A 24,880-nucleotide genomic window follows, 5' to 3' on the forward strand; every position below is an offset into this window, starting at 1 on the left:
GTATGTTTTACCGTATCTCAGCAGAGTGCATAAACGTTGTCACGAACGTTGTTGACAGTTTCGGCGGATGCTGATAGGGTTGGCGCTGTGGTGGGGCGGTCGCTTGGGGCTCTGGTGGCAGCCCGGTCTGCCCTCAGCCGGCTACGCAGGCCCAGCGAAGACGACGTCGCGAACGTCGTCGACGCTCGCCCGTCGAACGACTGCCCTGACGGGGTCTCGAGCACCCGCGAGATTGTCTGAGTCACCATCCAGAACCAGGAGCCGCGCCTCACGGCCGGGTTCGAGCAGCCCGTACTCGAGGTCGGCGAGGTCGGCCCCGTTGACGGTCGCCATTCGGAGAATTTCGTCGGCCGGGAGGTCGGAGAGCTTCGAGAGAATTGCCATCTCCCGGAACATCGATGGCGAGTTGAGCATCACGTTGTCCGTCCCGAGCGCGAGCGTCGTCCGTTCGGCGAGTTCCTCGTACGGAGAGAGTCCGACGCCGGTGACGAGGTTCGACCGTGGGCAGACCACGATGGGGACCTCGCTGTCGGCGATTCGCTCGAGATGAACTGGCTGCGGGTGGACCACGTGAACCAGAAAGTCCGGATCGAGATCGAGCGCGGGGTTGATATCGCTCTCGTCGACCTCGCCGGCGTGGATGCCGAACGGCTTTCCCGCCTCTCGAGTCGCCCGCCGCTCGCGGCCGAAATCCGCGTCGTTCGCGCCGCTCGCTCCGAAGCCGTCCCCGTCTCGCATCGCGTCGGCCGAGCCGCGGGCGAACGCAAGCGCGTCGACCTCGAAACCCTCGGCGGCTTCCCGGAGCATCCGGACGCCGTCGACGTCGCCCTCGCGAAAGTCGAGACAGGCCGCCGTCCCGCTCCGTTCCATATACTCGAGCGACCGACGCATCCCAGCGACGAGTTCCTCGCGCGAAGCGGCCCGGAGAAGCCGGTGTTTCAGCCCGTCCGGCGGCGCGACCAGCTCCTCGAGCGAGAGTCCGCCGCCGGCTTCTTTGGCGATCGAGTCACCGATGTGCGTGTGCGCGTTCACGAACGCTGGCAGGATAATGTCCGAACTGTACACCGGCGCGTCCTCGATCGCCTCGATTCGACCGTCGTCGTCGATCACGACTCGTCCCTCGACGGGCTCGAACTCCCGTCCCCGTAGAATCGTTCCCGTCAGTTCCATAGCGTGGTGTTCGTGTCCGACTCCTTCAACCGTTCGGGCTCTCACGAATCTCCCGGGCCATCGTTGTCAGTCCGGTCGACTGGCTGTCACACGATCGTTCGGCCCCATTCAGGTACGCCGATATTGACGGACAGCAGTCCGTCTGACGACTCGAGCCCACCGAAATTACGCGAATGGCAATACACTTCAACGGTGCGTGCCCAGATCCGGTATGAGCACGGTACCCGAATCCCCCGAGGAAGCGCTCGCCTCCGTCGTCGTCGTCGACTACGGACTGGGGAATCTCAGAAGCGTCACCCGCGGCCTAGAGCGGGCGGGCGCGGCCGTCGAGATCACCGACGACCCGGATGCCTTCGCCGCGGCCGACGGCGTCGTCCTCCCTGGCGTCGGCGCGTTCCGCGAAGGCGTCGAGAACGCCGACCCGATCCGCGAGGACCTCCTGGCCGTCGCCGAACGGGGCCAGCCCCTGTTCGGAATCTGTCTCGGGATGCAGATGTTACTCACCTCGAGTGAGGAAGGAACCACCGACGGCGAGTCCGCCGTGGAGGGACTCGACCTGATCCCCGGAACGAACGTCCGCTTTGCGGAGGGCCAGAAGGTCCCCCACATGGGCTGGAACGAACTCTCACTCGAGCGCGAGCATCCGCTCGTCGACGGCGTCGATGGGGAGTACGCCTACTTCGTTCACTCCTACTACGCGGTCCCCGACGACGAGGGCGCCGCGGTCGCGACGACCGACTACGGCCGTGAGTTCCCATCGATCGTGGCCAACGAGGACGGCACCGTCTTCGGAACCCAGTTCCACCCCGAAAAGAGCGGCGAGACGGGGCTGCAGATCCTGCGGAACTTCGTCGAAATCTGCGCCGACGACTGACGTTCGGTCGGTCGCTTAGAATTCGATTCTAGGATATTAAGGGGTAGCCGTTCCTAAATGACATTCCAGTTAATACTTTTAGGGGAGACGTTCGTCGGCGTCAGCATGTCACGATCAGGACCGGCGTCCGCAGGGGAGACGGCAGACGGGACCGAGCCGTCGGCCGCGGCGATCGACGACGACGTCCTCACGACCGCACAGGGGGCCGTCGGGGTCGTCCACGAGACCTCGTCGGCCGTCGACGACGAACTTCAGTCGATCAACGAACTCGCTGCCGCGCAGGTCGACAGTATGGTCGCGGTCGCCGACGACGTCTCCGACCTCAGCGCGACGATCGAGGAGGTCGCCTCGAGCGCCTCGGAGATGGCCGACCGAAGCGAGCACGCGGCCGAGGCGGTCGAGGCGGGGACCGAAGCGTCGACGGACGCTGCAGCGGCGATGGACGACGTCGCGACAGTCGTCGACGCCATCGCCGATGACGTTGGACGACTCGTCGAGAGCGTCGAACGGATCGACGAGATCGTCGACGTGATCGCCTCGATCGCGGACGAAACCAATCTCCTCGCGCTCAACGCGTCGATCCAGGCCGCCCAGGCTGGCCAGGACGGCGCTGGATTCGGGGTCGTCGCGGGCGAGATCAAGTCGCTCGCGAACCAGTCTCAGGACCGAACCGGCGAGGTCGAGACCGTCGTCGACGAGATCACGGCCGCGACCCGAACGCTCTCCGAGCGTCTCGAGTCGGCCGTCGAGATCGCCGAAACCGGCGCCCGACGAGCCGGGGACGCCGAAAGCGAACTCGAGACTGTCTCCGCGGCGGTGGCCGACGTGGCGGCCGGACTCGACGATGTCTCGACCGCGACGGGTGAAGGCGCACGAGCGAGCGAACGCGTCGCCCAGCGCTGTGAGGAGACCGCCGACTCCGCAGAACGGATCGACGACGCACTCGACGCCATCGAGTCGAAACGCTACCGGCAGACCGACATGATCGGCGAGGTCGACCGCGCACTCGAGGTCGCGACCGAACCGCGCCGGAACCGACTCGCTGGGGGGTCCCGTATCCCGGCCGGGGTCGACGCCCTCGACGCGATCGGCGGCGTCCCGGAGGGCTGTCGTGGCGTCGTCGAAGTCGACGGCGAGGCTCCCGACCGGGACGCCGATCGGACCGTAGCCTCGCTCGTCGCGACGGCCGTCGCGAACGACTACGCCGTCTCGCTCTCTCCGACCGCATCGCTCGACCGACATACGCTCGAGCGGGCCTTCCGCGAGCACGGCCTGGATCTCGACCGGGCGTTCGATCGTGATCGGCTGTTCGTCATCGATCTCTTCGACAGCTGGGGCGGCGGGACCAACGTGTTCGACGTCGACGGGCAGGGGCTGGGGACGGTCAACGAGCGGATCGACAGCCGCCGGGACCGGCGATTGCTCGTGATCGGCAACATCGCCGGCGAACTCCACGCATTCGGCGAGCAAGCCACCCGAGAGACGACCTACGACAACGACGGCGGCGTCCTCGAGGTTACGGATACGGTCGTCAACGTCGTCGACGAGGACGCCGTTCCGTCGACGCTCGCGCGCTTTTACGCTGGCGCAGCCGACCAGGTGGTCCGCGTCGAGGCTGGCCCGGACCTGACGGTCCCGCGGACGCCCTAAGCCAGTTCGGGACGATAGGTCGACGTCGGCGCTAACCGGACCGATGCGGACAGTCACCGGTGAGCCGTCTCCTCGAGCGCCACAGTTAGGGGCCTGCCGACAGTTTCTCCGAGCATGTCCACGTTCGAACGCCGGGTGAGTCTCGGCCTCGGCGTCGTCCTCCTCGTCGTCTTCGCCTGGTCGCTCTGGAACAGCCTCGAGGTCCTCGCCGCTGATCCGACCTCGTCTACCGCCGTCGCACTCGTCCTCGCAGGTATCGCGGTGCTGCTCGGCGCGCTCGCGTTCGTGGCCGCCGGTCTCCGAGAACGGCTGCCCGTCGCCGGACGGTCGCTCGAGTGGTGGCAGCTCCAGGGCGTCGGCTTCGCAGCACTCGGCGGCTACATGGTGATCTCCGGACTCGCACAGGGGGTTCCCGCTTCCGTCTACGACGGCTCGACGCTCGCCGCAGGGGTCGCGTTCGTCGCCGTCGGCTACATCCGGTTTCGAGACGGCGTTCCCGAGGAACCCGAGCCGACGGGACGACAGGCAGCGATTATCGTCGTCGGAACGCTTGCAGCGCTGCTCGTGCTCGCGTTCTTCATGATCTGGTCGCTCTGACGAGTCGCTGTCGTCGGGGCGGCCCGAACGCTCGCATCTCTCGCCGGCGGTCTAGCACGGTAATTTATGGGATACTCGCTCGGAGTAGTCGGTATGTTCGGCCTCCTGACCGACGACGTCGACCTCGCTCGAGCGGGCGTCGCCGACGCGGCCGACCGGATCGACGGCGACGCCCCCTCTCACAGTAGCTCGCGAACGTCGGAGTACCACATGTCGTGGTAGTCGACGTGACCGACCCGGCGGGCGATGGCGACCGCCAGTGCGTGCCAGCACTGTTCGGTCGGATCGTCCGGATCGAGGTTGTACTCGCTGTCTTTGCAGGTGCAACCGCCGTCTTCGACGATATATTCGTCCTCGTAGCCGACGACGATCGTGAAATCCCGGTAGGCCTTCACCCGTCCTTCACCGACGGCTTCGATTGCACGAAGCCCACGGTCGCCGTGGAGTCGAGAGATCTGGTCGACGAGCGCCGGCGTTAGCTCTCCAGCTTCTTCGAGGCCAGCCTGCCAGCGCTCGACGGGGTCTCCGGACACGACCGGACCTCTGTACCCAACTGTAAAATCGGTTTGGTTGTACTGATCGGCCCGACCGGGTCAAGAGAGTTCCTCGAGAACCCACTCGGTCGCCTCGAGCAGTGTTCGGGCCTGCACGGTCGCGAGTCCGTAGTTGGCGGTCGCCGCGACTGCGGCGGATGTGGCATCTCTGGCAGCGTCGCGCTCGAGTAGCCGATCTCCGCTCCCTACGCTCGTGAGGATCACGTTCAGTCGGCGCTGGGCCAGTGCGGACCTCTCGCTTTCCTCCTGTGCTGACTCGATAGCGTCGACGGCACCCGCTTTCGCCGTCCGAACGTCGTCGGCATCGTCCGGCCGGTCGAGGACGAGGTCGTCCGATCCCGCGCGCAGTCGGTCGATCGCCAGGAGGTCGTTCTCGACGCCGAGGACCGTGAGGACCGATCGTCCGAGCCGGTTCGTTTCGCTGTACTCGAGTGCGTTCTCGTAGGACCCACGTGCCGTCGAGACGAGATCTGACGCGAGCCGTTCTCGGGGCGTTCCATCGACTGGCTCGTCGAAAAGCTCGAAGCCGGCGTCGCCAACGTCTGCGGGAAGTTCCTCGATCCGATCACGAACGTCGTCGAGAAGCGCCGAGGCGGCCGACTCGAACTCGTCGTCGAACGATCGGTCACCGATCGTCGTCTGGCGTTCGAGGAGGTACGTCGCCTCTTCGAGCGTCGCCCGACCCCACTCGTGGCGGTCTGCGAGTTCGCCGATCAGTTCGACGTCCGACGTTCTGGGTCCGGCTCGAGCGGCTTCCTCGAGTGCTCGGTTCGCCTCGTCGAGTCGCCGTTCGGCCGTCGCGTAGACGACGACAGCCTCTTCGGAACCGTCGCCGGTTCTGGTGAGTTCGTCGTCGACAGTCGCAACTGCCGTCTCGAGGTCGGAAAGTGACCCCTCGAGGTCCGCGGTGGTTCGGTCGTCGGTTGCAGCGGCGTAGGCTGCCTCGGCTTCGCCAGCCCATCGGCGGGTGGTCACGAGGTGAGCCAGACGAGCGTAGCCTTCCGGTTGCGACTCGAGCCCCTCGAGCCTGTCGCGGGCCCGGTCCCGATTCTCCTCGACGTACTGACGAACCGCTTCGTTCGGAATCGTCTCCTCGAGTGCATCCGGGATCTCGGCGAGCAGCGACTCGACGCGGTCGATACCCTCGTCGATCGGCTCTTCGGTCACCTCGAGCGGGAGGTCGTCGGGTTCGGGTGGCCGTTCGAGGTCGGCGATCGCGAGCAGTTCGTCTTCGGTGGCGTCGATCGGTGGGTGGTCGTCCGACGGCGACGACGAACAGCCGGCGAGTGCAACCGCACCGACCGCTGTCGCGGCGAGGGTTCCACCTGAGACGAGTAGCCGCCGGCGCGAGGGGTCGTCTCCGTGGCGTGTCATTCGCCATCACCGTCTTCAGAGTGGAGCTGTTCCGGCGGCACGTCGAAGGTACCGCTGTATCCGGATCCAAAGCCACCCGGTGGCGTCTCGTAAGCGACCGGCAGTTCGAGCATCGTCACCTGGATCTGGCGGTCGTCGAGCGCACACTCGACGTCGGGGTCGCGTTTGCCCTGACAGAACTGGATGCGGACGCCCTCGCCGCTCGAGCGCGGTTCGACGTACTGGACCGACGCCTCGTAACACGCCTCGAGTTCTCTCTCCACGATCACTCCGGTCGCTTCCTCGTAGTCGATCGCGCGCAAGAAGGCGAGCGGATCGTCGACGTCGTCGATCGGATCGTCCCGGAACTCGATGGCCTCGAGGTGCTCGCGCTCGACGACGTAGGGGAGCCGGGAACGCCTCTCGTCGGTTTCCGTCTCCTCGATGACTTCGTCGTCGGAAGCGTCGAACCGGAGCGTTTCGACTTCGACGTCGGTGAGCACGTCGTCGATACCATCGGATTCGTCGGCGTCGGGCAAGCCAGCGTCGTCGGCGTCGGTGCAGCCCGCCGCGGCAGCGGCGACGGTGGCCGCACAGGCCTGAATAGCACGACGGCGCGTCCAGGGGACCATGTCCGCGAGTCTATGGACGGTCGATAAGTGTCTTTCTCTGTCAGGTTCGTTTGCCCTCGAGATCACACCGCTTTTCGCCCGGTAGCACCCAGGAGTGATATGCGCGTCACCGAGGGCGGAATCGAACTCGAGGTCCCCGGCGAACAGACCGAGGGCGTCGAGGAGTCGGTGTTTTACAACCCCCGACAGGAGCTGAACCGGGACCTGACGATCGCTACTCTGCGGGCCTTTCGTGACCGCGAGGACCGCGCCGAGTCGTACCTGGACGCGATGACGGCGAGCGGCGTCCGAGGGGTCCGCGCCGCCGCCGACGGCTGGGACGTGACCTGTTGTGATCTCGAGGCCGACGCCGTCTCCCTGGCTCGCGAGAACCTCGAGCGAAACGGACTCGAGGCCCGCGTCGAACACCGCAATGTCAACGCGCTCGCACACGACGAGGCGTTCGACGTGATCGACCTCGATCCCTACGGCACTCCGATGCCGTTCGCCGACGCGGCGTTCGCCCGATGTCGCGACCTGGTCTGTGTCACCGCGACCGACACCGCGCCGCTGTGTGGTGCCCACTTCGCCAGCGGCGTCCGTTCGTACTCCGCCGTCCCGCAGAACACCGACTACCACGCCGAGATGGGCGTTCGCATCCTGCTTTCGGCGCTCGCCCGGAGCGCCGCCCGGTTCGACGTCGGCGTTAGACCCCTGCTTACCCACGCGACCAGCCACTACGTCCGAACGTACCTCGAGCTCGACCGGAAAGCCAGCGCGGCCGACGCCGCCGTCGACGAACTCGGCTTCCTCTATCACTGCGAGGACTGTCTCTACCGCGAGGCCGATCCCGGACTCGTCGCCGACCCGCTCGAGGCCTGTCCCCACTGCGAGGGCGAGCGACTGCTCACCGCAGGCCCGGTCTGGCTTGGCTCCGTCCGCGATCGTGAGTTCGTCGGTGCCGTCCGTGACGCCATCCCCGATGCGTTCGATACGGCAAAGAACGGCCGGAAGCTGTGTGCGACGCTCGAGGCCGAACTCGACGAGCCGACTCACTACGACCAGCACAAGCTCTGTAAGAACTGGGGACTGCCCGCGAACGCGATGGCCGACTTCCTCGCCGACCTCCGTGCGGCCGGGTTCGAGGCCTCGCCGGCCCACTACGGCGGGACGACGTTCAAGACGGACGCAACCGTCGGCGAGGTTCGCGACGCGACCGAGGAGAACCTCGTCTGAGTCGGCCTGTATCCTATCCGCGTTATCCGCTTGTTCGTCAGCTACGTCGTCCGTCTGTTCGTCGGCCACGTCTCCCGCTGGTTCCTCGTCGGTGCTGCCCGTCGATTCCTCGTCGGCGGTCGTCTCAGTCCGAGTCCTCACCCGTCAGCTTTCGAAGCGTCAGATAGAGCACGACGAACATGACGACGAACCCGACTGCACCCTGAAGGAATTTCGTCCGCCGACTCGAGCCCGCCGCTTTCTCGTCCGCGGTATCGCCCACGACTGTCTCTTCAGCAGTCGGATCGGCTGTACTTTTCGGGCTCTCGTTGGGTTCGTCGTCGACCGATTCGTTCTCGCCATCGAACAGAAGCGCGTGAAACAACATCTCGAGCGGACGTGCCATCCCCACGAAGGTAGTCCCGGTGGCTCGTTTCGCCTGCTGAGAACGCGTCTCGAGTCACCCGTTTTTGATGTATCCCCGCGTACGTACGTTCGTGGTGGAATACAGGGCCTTCCTCGAGTTCGCGACTCGCGTCGTCGCTCTCGCGCGTACCGAACAGCTTACGCTGCTGGCGGCAGCCGTCGCCTTCTACGGGTTCATTTCGCTCGTCCCGCTCGTGTTGCTCGCTGTCGGAATTGCCGCATCGATCGGCGGTGATGCGCTCGCCGACCAGCTCACGGCCGCAGCGGGAGACGTCCTCACGCCAGCCGCCCAGGAACTGCTCGCCGACACCGTCCTCGATGACGCCGGTCGCCAGAGCGCGACCGTCGCCGGCGCACTCGGACTTCTGTGGGGCTCGAGTCGTGTCCTCCGAGGTATCGATCGGGCGTTCTCCAGGGTGTACGGCACCGTTGCCTCGAAAACGCTGCTCGATACCATCTGGGACGCGATGATCGCGTTCCTGGCGATCTCGTTCGGCCTCGCCATCGTCGGCGGACTCGAGGTCGTGATCCGGTTTCTCCCGGTTATCGAACTCGGATTCTTCGGCCCACTGTTCGTCCTGTTGGGTCTGGTGGTCACCTTCCTGCCACTGTACGTGATCTTCCCGGACGACAACGTCGGACTCAGAGAGGCCTTACCCGGAACGATCATCGCCGCTGTCGGCTGGTTTGCGTTGAGTCGAACGTTCTCCATTTATGCGACTTTCGCCGCCGAAAACGCCGTTTACGGGGCGCTCGGTGCCGTATTCCTCGTCCTTATCTGGCTCTATGCCGGCGCGATAGTCCTCCTGTCCGGTGCCGTCTGTAACGCAGTCCTTGCCAACCGTGAAGTGGATCGGCAGCTACAAAGTCCCGGCGCTCGACAGTTCTTCCCAGAAGCGATGACAGACGACGCTACGGGTGCCGACGAGGGGGACGCGACCGACCGCTCCGACGCGGACGACGGCCGGGCGAGGAGTGCGGACGCCCGAACGCGCTCGAGCGCCCGAACCCGGGACCGCGCTGACGATCCGGAAGCGCTCCGCGAGGAGATCGAGCGACTGCGCGACCGCGTCGACTCCTTCGAAGACTCCGTCGAGCGTCGAACCGTCCAGAAAGCGTCCCTCGAAGACGAGTTGAGACGCTACGTCCGCCGGCGAGTCCGTCGTGGCCACGCCCGCGGCTGGGGGCCATACCTCGTCTTGTTATACGGGACGGTGCTTGCTCTCGGCGCGTTTTACTTCCTCGAGGGCTGGGCAGCGATCGTCGCGATGCTCGTCGTCTGGACATCGGTGCTCGGCGTCTACCTCCTTATGGTGCTGTTCGGTGCGGGTATGGCGCTGCTCGACGTCCCGGGGAAACTCCGGGATGCGATCGGCGACCGCCGATCCTGAGCCCTGGTTTTCGGCGTGTTTTGCCGTTCCACCGCACCGTCGGTCCGTTTTGGCCCCTGCTGTGTCTCCTCGCATCCGTTCACCCGCTAGCCGATCCGTACCGTAGAGCCACTGCTCTCAAACCGATGATGAAAAATCAGCTACCGAGTCGGCCAGTCGGTTCCTAAATCGTGTGTTTGGCGGTTAGAACGTCTCGAGGTAGCGGTCGAGTTCCCACTCGGAGACGTCGATGAGGTACTCCTCGAACTCCTGGCGTTTGGCCTCGACGAACTTCGGGGCGACGTGCTCGCCGAGTGCCTCGTAGACGGCTTCGTCTTCTTCGAGAGCGTCGACGGCCTCACCGAGGTTCGCCGGAAGGGTGTCGATGCCGTACTCTTCGCGTTTCTGTTCGTCGAACTCGTAGATGTTCTCACGAACCGGCTCCGGTGCCTCGAGGCCCTGCTCGATCCCGTCGAGGCCGGCGTGGATCATGACGGCCAGTGCGAGGTAGGGGTTACACGAGGGGTCGGGCGAACGAAGCTCGACGCGGGAGGCCGCCGGGACGCGGGCGGCTGGCTTGCGGATCAGCGCCGAGCGGTTGCGGTCGGACCAGGCGACGTACACCGGTGCCTCATAGCCCGGTACGAGTCGCTTGTAGCTGTTGACAGTCGGGTTCGCGATCGCCGTGATCGCCGGTGCGTGCTCGAGGATGCCAGCGGTGAACGCGTGGGCCTCTTCGCTCAGGTTGAACTCGTCGTCATCGTCGTGGAAGGCGTTTTCACCGTCTTCGGTGAACAGCGAGATGTGCGTGTGCATACCCGAGCCGTTGATCTTCGGGATCGGTTTGGGCATGAACGTCGCGTGGAGGTCGTGTTGGGCAGCGATCGCACGGACGACCGTCCGGAACGTCCCGACGTTGTCGGCGGTCGAAAGCGCGTCGTCGTACTCGAAGTTAATCTCGTGTTGGCCCCGAGCGACCTCGTGGTGGCTAGCTTCGATCTCGAAGCCCATGTCCTCGAGTCCGTAGATAATGTCCCGACGGACGTCCTGGGCGAGGTCTTTGGGCGCGAGGTCGAAGTAGCCGCCGGCGTCGTTCGTCTTCGTCGTCGCACGTCCGTCTTCGTCTTCCTGGAAGAGGAAGAACTCGGGTTCGGGCGCAGCGTTGACGTGATAGCCCATCTCTTCGGCACGCCCGATAGCGTTTTTGAGGACCCGACGCGGATCTCCCTCGAACGGCTCGCCGGTGTAGGTATCGTAGACGTCACAGATCAGTCGCGCGGCCGCGCTATCTTCTTTCTGGCGCCACGGGAGAATCGCAAACGTATCCGGGTCGGGGACGAGTCGCATATCGGACTCCTGAATGCGGACGAAGCCCTCGATCGAAGAGCCGTCGAAATAGATGCCTTCGGTAAACGCCTTCTCGGCCTGCCGGGCCGGCACCGAGACGTTTTTTACCGTGCCGAGGATGTCGGTAAACTGCAGCCGAAGGAAGTCAACGTCGTTTTCTTCGATCTCGTCGAGTACTGCCTGTTCAGTAGCAGTGAGCTTTCCGCTTGTCATTTTCTTGTCGTCGTACTCGAGCATCCCTACTACTAAAACACTATTGCTCTGTGCAATTCTTCTCATAGCCGGTAGAAATTGCATATTCGTAAATTTCTAAAGGGTGTAGAGAGATGTTGCATGCGATGACGTACGAAAATCTAGATGCAAAACTAATGAACGCACTTCTGGGTGACGGCCGTGCGAGCCTGCGCAGCCTCGCCGAGGAGCTCGACGTCTCCGTGACCACTGTCTCGAACCACCTTTCAGATCTCGAAGAAGAAGGCGTCATCGAAGGCTATACGCCACGGATTGACTACGACGCAGTCGGGTACGATGTCACTGGCGTCATCCAGTTACAGGTCGAAGGGAGCGCACTTCCAGACATCACCGAGAACCTGTGTGAACACCGGCAGATGATCTCCGTCTACGAGGTCACGGGTGACTACGACGTCATCGCGATCGGGAAGTTCAAAGACACCGACGGGATGAACGACCAGATCAAGACGTTGCTCACTGATCCCGATATCAAGGCCTCGAATACCAGCGTCGTCTTGAACGCCGTCACCGAGAACGAACAGTTCGAACTCGAGGTCGGCGAAGACGCCTGATCAGAGCGTCATCCAGCGACACGGATCGTCTCGCTTATAGTAACACCTGCACCGAGTTGCACACTGATCGGTGATCCGGCTGGCGGGCAGGTACGCACTGCCGTGCAGTGGCTACTATGACTGTCGGATAATCGAATAGTTGGTGCGTGGAGAGCCGACGCGGAATCTGACGAAATCGAAGCGAGAGTCTCGAGTGTCGATACGAGAAGCTGTGACAGTCGGCTGCGATGGTGGTCGGAGTAGCCTAGGGGCTGACGTTACATCATGCCGCCCATGCCGCCGCCCATGCCGCCCATGCCGCCGCCGGGGGCGCCGCCTTCTTCGTCGTCGCCCTTGTCGGTCGAGAGATCGCCGGCGGAGATGATGTCGTCGATCTTGAGGACGAGGTTTGCGGCTTCAGCAGCCGAGGAGACGGCCTGCTCTTTGGCGTGGGCCGGCTCGACGACACCAGCGTCGAAGGTGTCCTCGACGTCGCCAGTGAAGACGTTCAGGCCTGCACGGAGTTCGTCCTCGTCGTGGGCTGCACGCAGGTCGACGAGCGTGTCGATCGAGTCGAGACCGGCGTTCTCAGCGAGCACGCGCGGGACGAGCTCGAGCGAGTCGGCGAACGCCTCGACGGCCAGCTGTTCGCGACCGGAGACGGAGTCGGCGTAATCGCGAAGTCGCGAGGCGAGTTCGACCTCGATCGCACCGCCGCCGGCCAGCACGCGACCGTCGGAGACGGTCTGGGCGACGACGTCGAGGGCGTCTTGGATCCCGCGCTCGAGTTCGTCGACGACGTGGTCGGTCGAGCCACGCAACAGGAGGGTGACGCCGTGGGCGTTCTCGCCTTCGACGTAGAACAGTTCGTCCTCGTCGTCGCGGGTGACGTCGCCGTGACCGAGGTCCTCTGCGGTTGCACTCTCGAGGTCGGAGACGATCGCTGCGCCGACGACCTCCGAGAGGAACTCGAGGTCGGACTTCTTGGCACGGCGGACGGCGAGGATTCCCTCTTTTGCGAGGTAGTGCTGGGCGAGGTCGTCGATGCCTTTCTGACAGAAGACGACGTCGGCACCGAGGTCGACGATGTGGTCGACTTTCTCGCGGAGTTGCTTCTCTTCACGGTCTAAGAACTGCTGGAGCTGGTCGGGGTCGGTGACCGAGACTTCGGTGTCGATGTCGGTCTCTTCGACCTCGATGGGGTCGTTGAGCAACAGGATGTCGGCGTCCGTGGCCTCGACGGGCATGTTGTCGTGGACGGGATCTTTGTCCACGATGCCGCCCTCGAGAAGATCCGATTCGCCGGCACTGCGGCCGGTCTGCGTCTCGATGTTGAGGAATTCGAGGTCGACGACGTTCTCGCCGTCTTCGTCTTCGACGGTGACCGCGCGGACGGCGTCGACGATCAGCTGGGAAAGGTGCTCTTTGTTGACTTCAGCGCCTTTGCCGGTCATCGACGTCTCCGCGGTCTTGCGCAGGAGGTCTTCGTCGTCGGTGTCGATTTCCTCGGCGATGTCGTCGATCTCCTCGCGGGCCTGCTCGGCGGCAAGGTGGAAGCCCTTGATGATCGCCGTCGGGTGGATGTCCTGCTCGAGAAGGTCCTCGGCGTTTTTGAGGAGTTCACCCGTCACCGCGACGGCCGTCGTGGTGCCGTCACCGGCTTCGTCTTCCTGGGTCTCGGCGACCTCGATGATCATCTCGGCCGTCGGGTTGTCGATGTCCATCTCCTGGAGGATGGTAACGCCGTCGTTGGTGATCGTTACCGATCCCATCGAGTCGACGAGCATCTTGTCCATTCCCTTCGGGCCGAGGGTCGAGCGAACGGCCTCCGCGACCGCTCGAGCGGCGCGGATGTTGTAATCCTGCGCGTCTCGGTCCTTGACACGCTGGGAGTCTTCGCTCATCACGATCATCGGCTGTCCCTGTTGCATTCGCTGGCTCATAGTCAGCCGATTCATTGATTGTCCTTCTACATAAATCCTTCTCTCTTCGCCATTCGGTTCGACCCCGATCAGACGACTAAGCGCACGCAAAACCCCCGTAGTGCGAGGGGTTTGCCGACTACTCGTGGGATACGGTACCGTCCTAGCAGCGATCCCGTCGATCCTGCTTCGACGCCAGGTTTAAGTAATTTAGAGATGCGGTTCAGGACTCGAGCGGTTCGACCAGCGACGGATCGTCGTTCGAGGGGTCGTTGACCGCCGTCGACACCGGGTACGCTCGCATAGCGTCGCCCGGATACGGCTCGAGAAGGTCCCGTGGATCGTCCTCGGTGAGCCATCGGTGCTCGTCTTCGGGCTCGAGAAGTACCGCCATCCGGTGGTGGAGCTCTCCGACGAGTTCGTTCGGCTCGGTCGTGACGACGGTGAACGTCTCGAGCGGCCCGTCGTCTCCAGCGCCTTCGACGCCGCCGCCGAATGCGTCGAGCCCCGTCTGGGTCGTTTCGGGTTCCCAGCGTTCCCACAGCCCGGCCATGGCGAACGGTCGCTCGTCCTCGAAGGCGACTCGGTAGGGCCGTTTTCCACCGTCGGTCTCAACCCACTCGTAGAATCCATCCGCCGGCACCAGACACCGTCGCCGTTCGTACGCGGCCCGGAAGCTCGGTTTCTCGACCACCGTCTCCGCTCGCGCGTTGATGAGTCCGCCGGTATCGTCGTCCGCCCACGACGGGACGAGGCCCCACTCGAGTCGCTGAATCGTCTCAGGCGCTTCGTTCGTGATCACCGGCAGTCGTTGGCCGGGAGCCGCGTTGTACGTCGGCGCGACCGGTTCGGAGACGCGAGCGTCGAATCGCTCCTCGAGGTCGTCGGGCTCGAGGACGAGAGTGTAGCGGCCGCACATGCTCTATCCATCGTTCAGCTGGAACAAAGCGTTGTTCGTTCTCTTCCGCCCGTTTCCATATCTCCGGTCGTCTCCGGAAACGCCAGAACTGGGATCTCAACTGTCCCGACTGGAGTTCGGGACTTGTCAGTGAAATATATAATCGGCCGTGGACCGTACGTTATCGTGTCGCTGGTGAACGTCGGCCGGGATATATTGTAGTTCTCTCCGACAGTTTCGACTTCGTTAGTTCCCTCGAGTGTCGGGGCTGCCTGACGAGCGGCGAGGATTCCGTGCTAACTTCCCAGGCCAGTACGTTCTCGGAACTCGTCGTACACCATCTCCTGGAGAACCGTTGCTCGCGTTTCGTCTGTTTTCCAGCCGATACGGCTCCCGACGTCACTCGGTAGTGGACTCGTCTTCGAGGCCTCGAGCGATGTCCTGGAGTCCCTGACTGGGGGGTTCGTGAGCGTCGTAGTATGCGGTAGCGCCTGGTTTGCGAAGCCCGTAGAGGAACTCGGGCTCGACGACGTCGATCAGTACCGATCCGCCCGCCCGAACGTCGTGATCGTCGACCCACGATGCGAGCAGGTCGACGGCACCGCTCGGGTCGCGAGCGTTCGAGGGCGTCTCGTATACGCCGCGGATCCAGCGATCGTCGCCGGTGAGCGCACGCTCGACCATCGCGAACCGCTCGTCGTCGTCGAGGACGACCCGGACGACATCGTCGACCGGCACGGCGTCGCGTTCGTCCGCGGGAAGTTCGAGTCGAACGCCGGTTGTCGTCTCGGTACACGTCGCTCGGATCGTCTGGACCGACGGGTGGTCACTTGAAACTCGGTCTGCCATTGAACTGAGAGAATCGGGAGTTACTCGTCGGCGTCGTCGCCGTCGCCAAGCAGCTCGTCGACGTCGGCGCTGCCGCGGTCGACGATCGAGGCGTTGATCTGTGCGACCGCATCGGAGATTTCGCGTCCGCGAACCGTGATGCGTCGGCGCTCGCCGTCACGCGACGGCTTGTAGCCGATCTGGCGTCCCGTCATCAGGACCTCTTCGACGTTCGAGCCGTCTACGTCGGGATTGAGCGGTCGGCCGGCATCGTCCGACCCGCCGGTGATCTCGAGCGTGTAGCCGTCGAGTCCGACTGCGCCGCCATCGACTTCCTCGCCGATCGACTTGCCCATAAATCGGTTTGCGTCCTGTCCATCCGCCTCGAGCTGGTAGGTCAACCCGGAGTCGGGGTCGCCAACGACGACAGTGAAACTTGCCATGACCGACGGAAGACGGCCCCCGCTCAAAAGAACATCGTTTCGATACGAACGGTTGCGCTATGGGAACACCGAGAGCCGTCGCCCTCGGTCCCTGTCGATAAACGAGGTGGACGACGAGCAGAGACGCCGGATACCGCCTCAGGTCGAACAGTCAAGTACATCGCTGCTCTACCGTCAGTCGTGTTCGTCGATCGTGAGCGGCTCGAGCGTCGTCTGCGCGAGGAGTTCGGTGGCTCGAGCGGCGAGGCGCGCGTGGTGGTTCGCCAGGCCGTCGATCTCGCAGATTCGAACCGCTATGAGTCACACGTTGGCTCACCGCTGACGACCGACCTGATCATCGAGGAACTCGCCGATGCACCTGACGGGACGCCGGCGGATCGGTGGAACTGGTGGATCGGGTCGCTCGAGCTCGCCTTCGGGGAGTTCGGCCGGTTCACGATCAGACAGTATCGGAAGTGACAGCACTGCGGAACGAAATTACTTTGAGGCGGCTGACTAACTGGTCAACTAGTGACCGATTGGGGCGTCGGCGGTCGGTCGTCGCCGAACGCGGCAACCATCGACGCTCCGTCACGCCTCATCAGATGACCGAACGAACGCCACCGTCCGAGCAGTCGATCGTTGCCGAGCAGCCGTCCGAAGGGGTTGCTCCCGGAGTCCAACGTATCGCTTCAGAATCGATTCCGACGCGTGATCGATCGCCTGCAGTCCTCCTCTGTCGACTCGGCGGGGAGATCGGGGCCAAAGCGACCGATGAGACCTCGCCGCGGCCGGTCGGCCGAACCGTAGAGCCGCTCGCAAACGCCGTCGCCCACTTCGAGGGATACGTCAGGCTCAGGCGTGATCTGCTGTGGACCGATCGATACGACCGACCGGCAGACCGAGACGCCGCCATCCTGGCCGGTGACTATCTCCACGCCGCCGCCTACGCCGAACTCGCCGACGTTCCGACGACCGACCGGCGAGCCGTTGCGCTCTACCGAACGCTGGTCCGGGCCTCGACGACGCTCGCGACCACACTCCGATCGTCCGCGTCGACTCGAGAAACGAGCACCGCGGAGCCCGACGTTCGTCCCGACGCAATTCTCGCCGGAACGGCGGGATCGCTCGGTGCGACCGCCGTCGGCGCGGCCGACGACGTCGGAGCCGCACTCGAGCGGTACGGACGATCGTTGCTCACCGCAGTCGACGCCCATCCGGCTGCGGTTGCCATCGCCTCGTCGGCAGAGACTGCCCACTCATCGGAGGACAACGGGGCCCGGCAAACGGTCGTACAGCTCCTTTCGGATCCGCTTGCGTTCGATTCGTCGACGAGCCGGGACGACCTCCCAGCGCCCGACGACCAGGCCGGGCAAGCGGCGACCGCTACGCTCGAGTCGTCGCTCGAGCGGGCCCGGAACGCCGTCGAGACGCTCGAGGCAGCGACCGGCGAGTCGGCCGCCGGTCGAACCCCGCTCGGCCGCCTCGAGAGGGCAACACGGATTCCGTTCGAGGACGTACTGGAGAGCGATGGCTGAACTCAGTCGTCCCATCTGGCCGGCGTACCTGCTGACGGTGTTCGTCGCGGGCCTCGGCCACTGCTATCTGGGCCAGCTCAAACGGGGAGCGGCCTGGTTTGCCCTCTACATCCTCGCGCTTGCGTTCCTGAGCGCGCGAACGCTGTCGGGCGCGCTCGAGCCGGGCGAGCCGTTTTTCGTCACCGCCCTGCAGTTCGAGGCCGTCAACTACGTCGACGTGGCCGTGCCGCTGGCCGTCCTGGTCGTCTGTCTGCTCGACGTCTATCTCGTCGGGTTGACCAAGCGAACGGACTCGCCAGCGACTGCGGAAGCACACTCGAACGGCTCCTGAGACGGGCTGCTGGACCTGGATACGAAAGCGACTGCTGGACGGGGCTCGGTCGCCCTGACAACGACTTTCCACGGCCCGTATGACTCGTCGGTCCACTCGACAGTCCGGCGGATATGGTATTCAATTTGATGTGTACGAGACGTTTTTGTGGTCGCTCACCGAATCTCGAGTATGGGCCGTCTCGGTACCCTCGTGCTCAAAGGACTCGGACTCCTCGTGCTCGCGTTCATCGTCCTGAGCGTGCTCGCAACGATCGTCGGGATCGCGATCAATGTCGTGATGGCGATCGTCTCGATCGTCGTGTCGCTGGCCGTTCTCGGGCTCGTCGTCGTCGGGATCGCCTGGCTGTTTTCCGAACTCACCGCCGACGACGATTCGACCGCCGAGTACGATACGTTCGATCGTGTCGAGGACAACCGCGATCCCAAGGCACGCCTGCAAGAGCGCTACGTCGCAGGCGAACTGACCGACGCCGAGTTCGAACGGGAACTCGACCGAGTGATGCAGTCGGGAGACGCCATCGATCGATCCGAACACTCCGACGTGACTCGATCGCGAGACGTAGAGCGCGACCGAAGTCGCCGCTAAACCAGTCGTCTACGCGGTCAGCGAGCGTCGAACCGACGGAGGCAAACGGCTCGAGTCGCAATCGCCACGTGATGGAGGTCCAATTTCTCGGGGGCGCCCGCGAGATCGGTCGGAGCGCGATCCTAATCGACGACCGGTTGCTGGTGGATTTCGGGATGGACTCGGGAAACCCACCGGCGTTTCCGATCGGCGACGTCGACCCCGAGGCCGTCGTCGTCAGCCACGGCCACCTCGACCACGTCGGCACCGTTCCGGCGCTGCTGTCCGGCGATTCCCGCCCGTCGGTCCACTGGACGCCGCCGACGTACGACCTCGCGATGACCCTCGCCCGGGATACCCTCGAGCTTCACGGTGGCAGTTACGACTGTCCGTTCACCCAGGCCGAACTCGCCCGGCTCACGCAGGTGTCGGAAACCCACGACTATCGCGAGCCGTTCGAGGCGGCGGGCTACGAGATCACGTTCTACGACGCGGGTCACGTCCCCGGAAGTGCACACGTCCTGATCGACAGCGCGGGAGGAAGCCCCGCGAGCAATCGGACGAAGTCCGATGACGACGGCGACACCCGGCTGCTCTATACCGGTGACTTCCACACCGAAGACCAGCGACTCGTCGCCGCCACGACGGCGCGGCCCGAGGCCGACGTCGTGATCTGTGAGAGTACGTACGCGGACACGACGCGACCGCCCCGCGAGGAGATCGAACGCGAGTTCGCCGAGAGCCTCCGGACGACAATCTGGGAGGGTGGGACGGTCGTCGTCCCCGCGTTCGCAATCGGCCGCACGCAGGAGGTGCTCTGTCTCTGTGAGCGCTACGACCTCGAGTGCTACGTCGACGGGATGGGCAAACGGATCACCGAGCTGTTGCTCCACGAGCAGAACCGGCCGTTCCTGCGCGATGCCGACGCGTTGCGACGGGCGAAAGGAAACGCCCGCTTCGTCGACGGTCGGGACGGCCAGCGCAAACGGATCGCCGAGCAGAACACGGTCATCGTCACGACCAGCGGCATGCTTCACGGCGGGCCCGCAATGACCTACGTGCCCGCGATTCGGACCCATCCGACGAACAAGATCGCGATGACCGGCCACCAGGTCGAGGGAACGCCGGGCCGTGACTTACTCGAGACCGGCAGTGCCGAACTCGACGGTCGCCGGATGCCCGTCAGCGCCCAGGTCGAACAGTACGACTTCTCGGCACACGCGGATCGAACGGGCCTGTTCGAGTTCCTCGAGTCCTACCGGGACAGCGAGGTGCTCGTCGTCCACGGCGATCGTTGTGAGGCGTTCGCCGAGGAGCTACGGCGGGAGGGATTCGACGCGAGCGCACCGGCACTCGGCGAGTCACGGACGCTCGAATAGCGGCGGCCAGCCGAAGCGTAACGGTGGCGAACCGGCGACTCCGCGTTACTCGGCCGTCGACTGCTCACCAACGGGCTGGAGCTCTTCGTCGACGAGCGTTTCGTAGGCTCGTCGGAATCGCTCCGAGAGCGCCTGATGAGAGATACCGAGTTCGTTGGCCAGTTCCTCCATCGAGATGCGCCGTGGGATCTCGAAGTAGCCGTACTTGAGCGCAGCCTCGAGCGCCTCGCGTTGTTCCGGCGTCAGGCGCGTATCGGGTTCGGTGCCGTTGGTCACGTCGCTGACGCGTCGTAAGTCGACGTTGATCTCGCGCTCGACGAGCCGGTCGTACGCGTTGGTCAGCGCCGTTCGATCCGGAAACCGGACCCGGACCTGCCACCAGCCGTCGGCTCCCCACGCTTCGAGCAGGGAGCCGCCGTCCTCGAGCAGTGGATCACACAGCCTCGAGATACCGTCGCCGTCGGGGAACACGACGTCGTAGAGCAGTCGGGTTCGTGTCTCCACGACGAGTTCGTACGCCTCGACCGACGGGTCCGCCTCGAACGCGACCTCGATGCCGTCGCGGTCGACGCCGGAGACCCAGAGACAGGGATTGGTCTTCGACACGGACGACTCGAGGTCGAACGTCGCGTCCGGGGCGTGCTCGAAAGCCGTCGCCAGTGTCGTCTCCGGAGCCGGAAGCCGGAGCTCGGCTATAGTCGACATCAGACGTGATACACCTCCAAACCGTATAAATCGCAGTTCAGACGAGACTGACTGTCTGGGTCGGTGAACGACGGTACAAGACCGTCAAGACCGGTGAGTGACGATGCAGGGTCGGCAACTATCGACGGCCGACTGTCACAGCGCCGTTCGACCTGCCCACCGTTCACTCGGCCAGCTCGGTTACGGAGTCGAGCACACGCTCGAGGTCACGGACACCGACTTTCCCGCGCCGGTCGGGGTTCGCGAGGACACGAACGGGCTGGTGACCGAGAGAGACGAACGCGAGGTCGAGTCGGTCGGCGGTGTCGGAAAGACCGAGCGCCACGTCGGCGTCGCCCGCGAGCACCTTCCGGGCGGGACTTTCGTGGGCTCGCACGGCGAGGTCGAAGCCCTCGATGGACTCGACGAGGTCGTGTCTGTCGACGCCCCGGTCGTCCGCGAGATCGGCGAGTGCGACGCCCAGACTCGTGCGGAGCCCGGAGTCGGTCGTTCGGTTGACAAAGCGCAGGTCACGATCGACCAGGTCGGTCAGTCCCGACACCTCGTCGGCCTCGTCCGGACGAACGAGCAGTCCCCACTCGCGCTCCCAGCGGGCGAGTTCGTCGGCGTCGACGTCGCGCTCGAGCGGACCGGCGACGACGGCGACGTCCGGAATGCCGTCACGCAGCCGCCGGAGGGCCGGCCGCGAGCCCACGGAAAGATAGCGCGGATTCTCGAGGGAATCGAGCAGCCGCGAGAGCGTGGGGTCGTCCTCGCCGACGCCGAGCAGCGTCGGTGGTCGGACGTCCGGTGAGAACAGCCGGACCGTGACGGGCTCACCCGTCTCGAGGTAGTCCGTTCCCGGCTCGACTTCGACGACGCCGTCGGCGTGAGCGAGGCTCGTCGTTGCGCCGCTGCCCTTATCGACGGGGTAGACGAGCGGCTCGCCGTCGCCGTCTGTGGTCACCCCGACGGGCATCAGCCGCAACCGGCCTTCGGCGTAGCGCTCCTGGCGAGCCATCCGACCCGTGACAGTCGCAGTCTCGGGCTCGGGAAGGCCGGCAGCGTCGCGGATCGCGGGTGCGACGAACGTCCGAAAGACCATCATCGCGGAGACGGGGTAGCCGGGGAGGCCGACGTACGCGGAGCCACCCGACGTCGAGCCAGCCGAGCCTGATTCGTCGTCGTCGAGTCGGCCGACGAGCATCGGCTTCCCCGGCTTGACGGCGACTCCGTGAAGCAGCAGTTCGCCCTGTGCTTCGATCACCCGATAGATGACGTCGACGGCACTCGCACTCGTCGATCCGGACGAGAGCACGAGGTCGCACTCCTCGGCGGCCTCACGAAGGAGGCGTTCCATCTCGTCCTGATCGTCACCCGCGTGGGGGTAAAGGACGGCCTCGCCGCCGGCGTCTTCGACCCCCGCGGCGATCGTGTAGCTGTTGACGTCGTAAATTTCCCCGCGGTCGCTCTCGAGGTCGCCACCAGGCCGGACGAGTTCATCGCCGGTCGAGACGATGCCGACGCGCGGGCTGGCCCGGACCGGAAGCTCCTCGACGCCGAGTGCCGACAGCAGGCCGACGTCACGGGGTGTAATTTGCGTGCCGGGACCGAGTGCCCGTTCGCCCGCGGCGACATCGGCTCCGGCGAACATCACGTTGTCACCCGGCGCGACGGACGTCCTGACCAACACCTCGCCGGTCTCATCGTCGATGTCCGTCCGTTCGACCGGTACCATCGCATCCGCCCCGGACGGCATTACGGCACCCGTCGAAATCTCGACCGCCGCCCTGTCCTCGAGCGTCACGTCCGGCGCGTCACCGGCGTGGACCTCGCCGATGACCTCGAGTCGGGCAGGAGCTGCCTCGTCAGCGCCGAACGTTTCCCTCGCCCGAAGGGCGTAGCCGTCCAGGCTCGCCCGGTCGAATCCCGGCACGTCCAGTTCGGCGTCGAGCCGTTCGGCGAGGACCCGCCCGCGGGCCTCTGCGAGTGGGACACGTTCGACACCGGCCTCGAGCGGGAGCGAATCGATGGCTTCGCGCGCCGCTTCGGGCGAGGCGAGGTCGCGAAACTCCTTGCGGTTCATACGGTCACTTCTGTTCCGGAGCCTAAAAACATCGGCCGAATTCGCCGTCGAGGTTACGACGAGGAGTCGCCGGAGAACTCGTCAGCCGTCTCCTCGAGGGTTTCGACGCGGTCTTCGCGGTCGTCGTCGTCCATCTCGAGGAATCGTTGCCGGACGATGAGCACGGGACTGACAGTTCGGGTGGCGATCCGTTCGGATGGATCGCCGAAGATACGGTCCTGGATCGACGGCTTGCTCTCACCGACGACCACGAAGTCGTGGTCGTCAGCGACCTCGACGATCGTTTCGAGCGGCGCGTCGTCGACGACGACGCTTTCGAGGAGCCGTTCGGGGTCGACGCCGTTCTCGACGAGGGTTTCTGCGGCTTCCTCGAGGAGTTCCCGGCCGGCGTCGGCGTCAGATTCCTCCGAAGTGACGTGTAAGAGCGTCACCTCGGCGTCACCGTCACCGAACGCCCTCGAGACCAGTTCGGCGATGTTCGAGACGTTGACACCGCTGCGAAGTGGAACCAGAACGCGATCGATCGCTCTGATCGGATTGAGCAAGACGACCCCGTCACACTCGAGTTCGACGGCGATCCGTTCGAACGTCTGTAGGGCGTCTCTGGTGAAGACAAGTCGCGTCGTCCAGGTTCCACCGGCGTCCTCGAACGCGGCGGCGAGTTCGTCGAGTTTCGCGGTCGCTCGCTCTTCGAACTGGGTCCGTGCCTGCTCGGGTGGGGTCTGGTCGGGAAGTTCGTGGTAGCCGAGTAAGACGACGGGGATCGACTCGAACGCCGACGCGATCGATTCGGGGATTCCCTCTCCCTCGAGCACCTCGATGGGGATCAGCACGCGGTGTTCGAGTTCATGCGGCTCCCGATCAGGCTCACTCATCGTCCACCACCCCCTTCAGGCGCACATCTCGAGCGTAGTAGCCGTACCAGACGAGTGCGATGATCATCACCGCCAGCCCGATGAGCTGTGCGGATCGTTGCATAAAGAGGATGAGCCCGAAACTCGAGACCGCACCGAGGATCGGCACGAACGGATAGCCCGGCGTTCGGAACGACGGCTCGTACCAGTCGGGGTCCGACCGTCGGATCGCGACGAGGGCAATGCAGATCAGTCCGTACATGACCAGATGGAGGAAGTTTGCGACCTCTGCTAATAGTTCCGTCTGTCCCGTCGCCACGAGTACGACGACCGGTCCGCCGACCAGCGCGAGCGCGACGTGTGGCGTTCCGTATCGCAGGTTGACCCGGCCTGCAGCCGTCGGAACCAGCCGGTCCCGGCTAACGGCGTACAGCGCCCTCGAGGCCGAGAGGATCGATGCGTTGGCACTCGAGAGCGTCGCCAACAGGCCAGCGATGAGAATGGCGATCGCACCGGGGAGCCCGAAGAACTCGCGGGCGACCTCGACGATCGCCGTCTCGCCTGCAGCCGCAAGCACGTCGCTGCCGAGGGCGCTGGTCGCGACGAAGATCGTCACCACGTAAAACGTGCCGACGAGGACGACGGAGCCGACCATCGCCAGGGGAAGGTTCCTGCCGGGGTCTTCGATCTCGCCCGCGACGGTCGCTACCTGTGCGAAGCCGAGATACGAGGTGAACACGAGCGCCGCGGTGGTCAGGACCGGCGCGTAGCCCTGCGGGGCGAACGTCTCGGGGACGGTCGTCGCGCCGAAGAGACCGGCAGCGTCGAGCAGACCGTAGGCGAGAAACCCACTCAACAGGAAGAGCAACACGCCGACGACGACGTTCTGGAGGGATTCGACGTTCTCGGTCCCGCGAATGCTCATCGCCGTCAATCCGATGCCGACGACGACGCCGAGGGGCGCGACGAGCGTTCGGCCGCCGACGGGTACGCCAGCTTCGGCGAGGCTGGCGACGGCATACTCGCCGAGGCCGACGAGGTAGAACGCCGATGCGAAGACGAGTCCGAGCCAGAGGCTGATCCCCACGACCGCGCCGAATACCGCCCCCATCCCTCGAGAGATGAAGTAGTAGCCACCGCCGCTTTTGGGCATCGCCGTCGCCAGTTCGGACGTCGGCAACGCGACCAACAGCGCGATTACGGCACCGATCGCGAACGAAGCCGACGCAGCGGGTCCAGCCGTTCCTGCCGCCAGCCCGGGGAAGACGAAGATGCCGGCACCGATCATCGTCCCGACACCGATCGTGAGCGCACCGAGTAGCCCGACGGTTCGCTCGAGTTCGACGTCCTCCGCCGAATCGACCGACGATGTGGCCGCCACCGACGAGTCACTCGACATTACAACATTCAGTTCCGACCAGA

26 protein-coding genes are annotated in these 24,880 nt (G+C 64.8%); 12 read left to right on the top strand and 14 right to left on the bottom strand.

The window, feature by feature from the left end; all coding sequences use genetic code 11:
- Window positions 1-141: 141 nt before the first annotated feature.
- The gene (locus AArc1_RS03860) at window positions 142-1,170 is read right to left on the bottom strand and encodes an amidohydrolase family protein (protein ID WP_117363078.1); all 1,029 of its coding nucleotides are present in this window, start codon (window positions 1,168-1,170) and stop codon (window positions 142-144) included.
- 211 nt (window positions 1,171-1,381) lie between these two features.
- Here AArc1_RS03860 and hisH point away from each other — a divergent pair, with 211 nt between their 5' ends.
- From hisH to AArc1_RS19465, 4 genes are all read left to right on the top strand, one after another.
- Entirely contained in the window at window positions 1,382-2,044 is a 663-nt protein-coding gene (hisH, locus tag AArc1_RS03865) for an imidazole glycerol phosphate synthase subunit HisH (RefSeq protein ID WP_117363080.1), read from the top strand.
- 105 nt (window positions 2,045-2,149) lie between these two features.
- Window positions 2,150-3,694, top strand: a complete 1,545-nt coding sequence (locus AArc1_RS03870) for a methyl-accepting chemotaxis protein (protein WP_161958286.1) — start codon at window positions 2,150-2,152, stop codon at window positions 3,692-3,694.
- A 114-nt stretch (window positions 3,695-3,808) separates the two neighbouring features.
- On the top strand, window positions 3,809-4,291 hold the full coding sequence (locus tag AArc1_RS03875; protein WP_117363084.1) for a hypothetical protein: 483 nt from the start codon (window positions 3,809-3,811) through the stop codon (window positions 4,289-4,291).
- A 93-nt stretch (window positions 4,292-4,384) separates the two neighbouring features.
- The gene (locus AArc1_RS19465; RefSeq protein ID WP_267130089.1) at window positions 4,385-4,513 is read left to right on the top strand and encodes a hypothetical protein; all 129 of its coding nucleotides are present in this window, start codon (window positions 4,385-4,387) and stop codon (window positions 4,511-4,513) included.
- Here AArc1_RS19465 and AArc1_RS03880 read toward each other — a convergent pair.
- From AArc1_RS03880 to AArc1_RS03890, 3 genes are read right to left on the bottom strand one after another with little or no spacing between them, the layout of a single operon-like run.
- A complete protein-coding gene (locus AArc1_RS03880) occupies window positions 4,471-4,824 on the bottom strand; it encodes a hypothetical protein (protein WP_117363086.1) in 354 nt (117 codons plus the stop codon). The two genes, AArc1_RS19465 and AArc1_RS03880, sit on opposite strands and share 43 nt — an antisense overlap.
- A gap of 60 nt (window positions 4,825-4,884) precedes the next feature.
- Window positions 4,885-6,219, bottom strand: coding sequence for a hypothetical protein (locus AArc1_RS03885; RefSeq protein ID WP_117363087.1), 1,335 nt, complete (start codon window positions 6,217-6,219; stop codon window positions 4,885-4,887).
- Window positions 6,216-6,830: a twin-arginine translocation signal domain-containing protein gene (locus AArc1_RS03890; RefSeq protein WP_117363089.1), complete on the bottom strand. Its 615-nt coding sequence runs from the start codon at window positions 6,828-6,830 to the stop codon at window positions 6,216-6,218. The genes AArc1_RS03885 and AArc1_RS03890 overlap by 4 nt, the downstream gene beginning before the upstream one ends.
- A 99-nt stretch (window positions 6,831-6,929) precedes the next feature.
- On the opposite strand from AArc1_RS03890, the gene AArc1_RS03895 reads away from it, so the two are divergent.
- Window positions 6,930-8,045, top strand: a complete 1,116-nt coding sequence (locus AArc1_RS03895) for a tRNA (guanine(26)-N(2))-dimethyltransferase (protein ID WP_117363091.1) — start codon at window positions 6,930-6,932, stop codon at window positions 8,043-8,045.
- A gap of 124 nt (window positions 8,046-8,169) precedes the next feature.
- Here AArc1_RS03895 and AArc1_RS03900 read toward each other — a convergent pair whose 3' ends face one another.
- On the bottom strand, window positions 8,170-8,430 hold the full coding sequence (locus tag AArc1_RS03900; RefSeq protein ID WP_117363093.1) for a hypothetical protein: 261 nt from the start codon (window positions 8,428-8,430) through the stop codon (window positions 8,170-8,172).
- Window positions 8,431-8,497: 67 nt separating this feature from the next.
- Between AArc1_RS03900 and AArc1_RS03905 the strand changes: the two genes are divergently transcribed.
- Window positions 8,498-9,841 carry a YihY/virulence factor BrkB family protein gene (locus AArc1_RS03905; RefSeq protein WP_117363095.1) on the top strand — a complete coding sequence of 448 codons (1,344 nt, stop codon included), beginning with the start codon at window positions 8,498-8,500 and terminating at the stop codon, window positions 9,839-9,841.
- Window positions 9,842-10,024: 183 nt separating this feature from the next.
- Here the strand turns inward: AArc1_RS03905 and glnA are convergent, their stop codons facing one another.
- Window positions 10,025-11,380: a type I glutamate--ammonia ligase gene (gene glnA / locus AArc1_RS03910; protein WP_117365771.1), complete on the bottom strand. Its 1,356-nt coding sequence runs from the start codon at window positions 11,378-11,380 to the stop codon at window positions 10,025-10,027.
- A gap of 125 nt (window positions 11,381-11,505) precedes the next feature.
- On the opposite strand from glnA, the gene lrp reads away from it, so the two are divergent.
- Complete coding sequence (lrp, locus tag AArc1_RS03915; protein WP_117363097.1) at window positions 11,506-11,970, top strand: HTH-type transcriptional regulator Lrp; 465 nt, start codon at window positions 11,506-11,508, stop codon at window positions 11,968-11,970.
- A gap of 257 nt (window positions 11,971-12,227) precedes the next feature.
- Here lrp and thsB read toward each other — a convergent pair whose 3' ends face one another.
- The 4 genes from thsB to AArc1_RS03940 all read right to left on the bottom strand — a co-directional run bounded on the left by thsB (window position 12,228) and on the right by AArc1_RS03940 (window position 16,040).
- Window positions 12,228-13,892: a thermosome subunit beta gene (thsB, locus tag AArc1_RS03920; RefSeq protein WP_117363099.1), complete on the bottom strand. Its 1,665-nt coding sequence runs from the start codon at window positions 13,890-13,892 to the stop codon at window positions 12,228-12,230.
- A 202-nt stretch (window positions 13,893-14,094) separates the two neighbouring features.
- Window positions 14,095-14,790 carry an SOS response-associated peptidase gene (locus AArc1_RS03925; RefSeq protein ID WP_117363101.1) on the bottom strand — a complete coding sequence of 232 codons (696 nt, stop codon included), beginning with the start codon at window positions 14,788-14,790 and terminating at the stop codon, window positions 14,095-14,097.
- Window positions 14,791-15,168: 378 nt separating this feature from the next.
- Complete coding sequence (locus tag AArc1_RS03935; protein ID WP_117363103.1) at window positions 15,169-15,618, bottom strand: DUF7112 family protein; 450 nt, start codon at window positions 15,616-15,618, stop codon at window positions 15,169-15,171.
- A gap of 20 nt (window positions 15,619-15,638) precedes the next feature.
- Entirely contained in the window at window positions 15,639-16,040 is a 402-nt protein-coding gene (locus tag AArc1_RS03940) for a 30S ribosomal protein S6e (RefSeq protein ID WP_117363105.1), read from the bottom strand.
- 180 nt (window positions 16,041-16,220) lie between these two features.
- On the opposite strand from AArc1_RS03940, the gene AArc1_RS03945 reads away from it, so the two are divergent.
- From AArc1_RS03945 to AArc1_RS03965, 5 genes are all read left to right on the top strand, one after another.
- Window positions 16,221-16,499, top strand: a complete 279-nt coding sequence (locus tag AArc1_RS03945; protein ID WP_117363107.1) for a hypothetical protein — start codon at window positions 16,221-16,223, stop codon at window positions 16,497-16,499.
- A gap of 125 nt (window positions 16,500-16,624) precedes the next feature.
- Window positions 16,625-17,557, top strand: a complete 933-nt coding sequence (locus AArc1_RS03950) for a polyprenyl synthetase family protein (protein ID WP_117363109.1) — start codon at window positions 16,625-16,627, stop codon at window positions 17,555-17,557.
- Window positions 17,550-17,888, top strand: a complete 339-nt coding sequence (locus AArc1_RS03955; protein ID WP_117363111.1) for a hypothetical protein — start codon at window positions 17,550-17,552, stop codon at window positions 17,886-17,888. Before AArc1_RS03950 ends, AArc1_RS03955 begins: the two co-directional genes overlap by 8 nt.
- A gap of 171 nt (window positions 17,889-18,059) precedes the next feature.
- Window positions 18,060-18,476 (top strand): SHOCT domain-containing protein, encoded by a 417-nt coding sequence (locus tag AArc1_RS03960; protein ID WP_117363113.1) that lies wholly within the window; start codon window positions 18,060-18,062, stop codon window positions 18,474-18,476.
- A 71-nt stretch (window positions 18,477-18,547) separates the two neighbouring features.
- Window positions 18,548-19,834 carry an MBL fold metallo-hydrolase gene (locus AArc1_RS03965; RefSeq protein WP_117363115.1) on the top strand — a complete coding sequence of 429 codons (1,287 nt, stop codon included), beginning with the start codon at window positions 18,548-18,550 and terminating at the stop codon, window positions 19,832-19,834.
- A 45-nt stretch (window positions 19,835-19,879) separates the two neighbouring features.
- Here the strand turns inward: AArc1_RS03965 and AArc1_RS03970 are convergent, their stop codons facing one another.
- The 4 genes from AArc1_RS03970 to AArc1_RS03985 all read right to left on the bottom strand — a co-directional run bounded on the left by AArc1_RS03970 (window position 19,880) and on the right by AArc1_RS03985 (window position 24,857).
- A complete protein-coding gene (locus tag AArc1_RS03970) occupies window positions 19,880-20,539 on the bottom strand; it encodes a helix-turn-helix domain-containing protein (protein ID WP_117363117.1) in 660 nt (219 codons plus the stop codon).
- Window positions 20,540-20,702: 163 nt separating this feature from the next.
- A complete protein-coding gene (locus tag AArc1_RS03975; RefSeq protein ID WP_117363119.1) occupies window positions 20,703-22,604 on the bottom strand; it encodes a molybdopterin biosynthesis protein in 1,902 nt (633 codons plus the stop codon).
- 53 nt (window positions 22,605-22,657) lie between these two features.
- Complete coding sequence (locus AArc1_RS03980; protein ID WP_117363121.1) at window positions 22,658-23,479, bottom strand: universal stress protein; 822 nt, start codon at window positions 23,477-23,479, stop codon at window positions 22,658-22,660.
- Complete coding sequence (locus AArc1_RS03985) at window positions 23,472-24,857, bottom strand: APC family permease (protein ID WP_117363123.1); 1,386 nt, start codon at window positions 24,855-24,857, stop codon at window positions 23,472-23,474. The genes AArc1_RS03980 and AArc1_RS03985 overlap by 8 nt, the downstream gene beginning before the upstream one ends.
- Window positions 24,858-24,880: the final 23 nt, after the last annotated feature.

The sequence above is a fragment of the Natrarchaeobaculum sulfurireducens genome (assembly GCF_003430825.1).
GTDB classification, from domain to species: Archaea; Halobacteriota; Halobacteria; order Halobacteriales; family Natrialbaceae; genus Natrarchaeobaculum; species Natrarchaeobaculum sulfurireducens.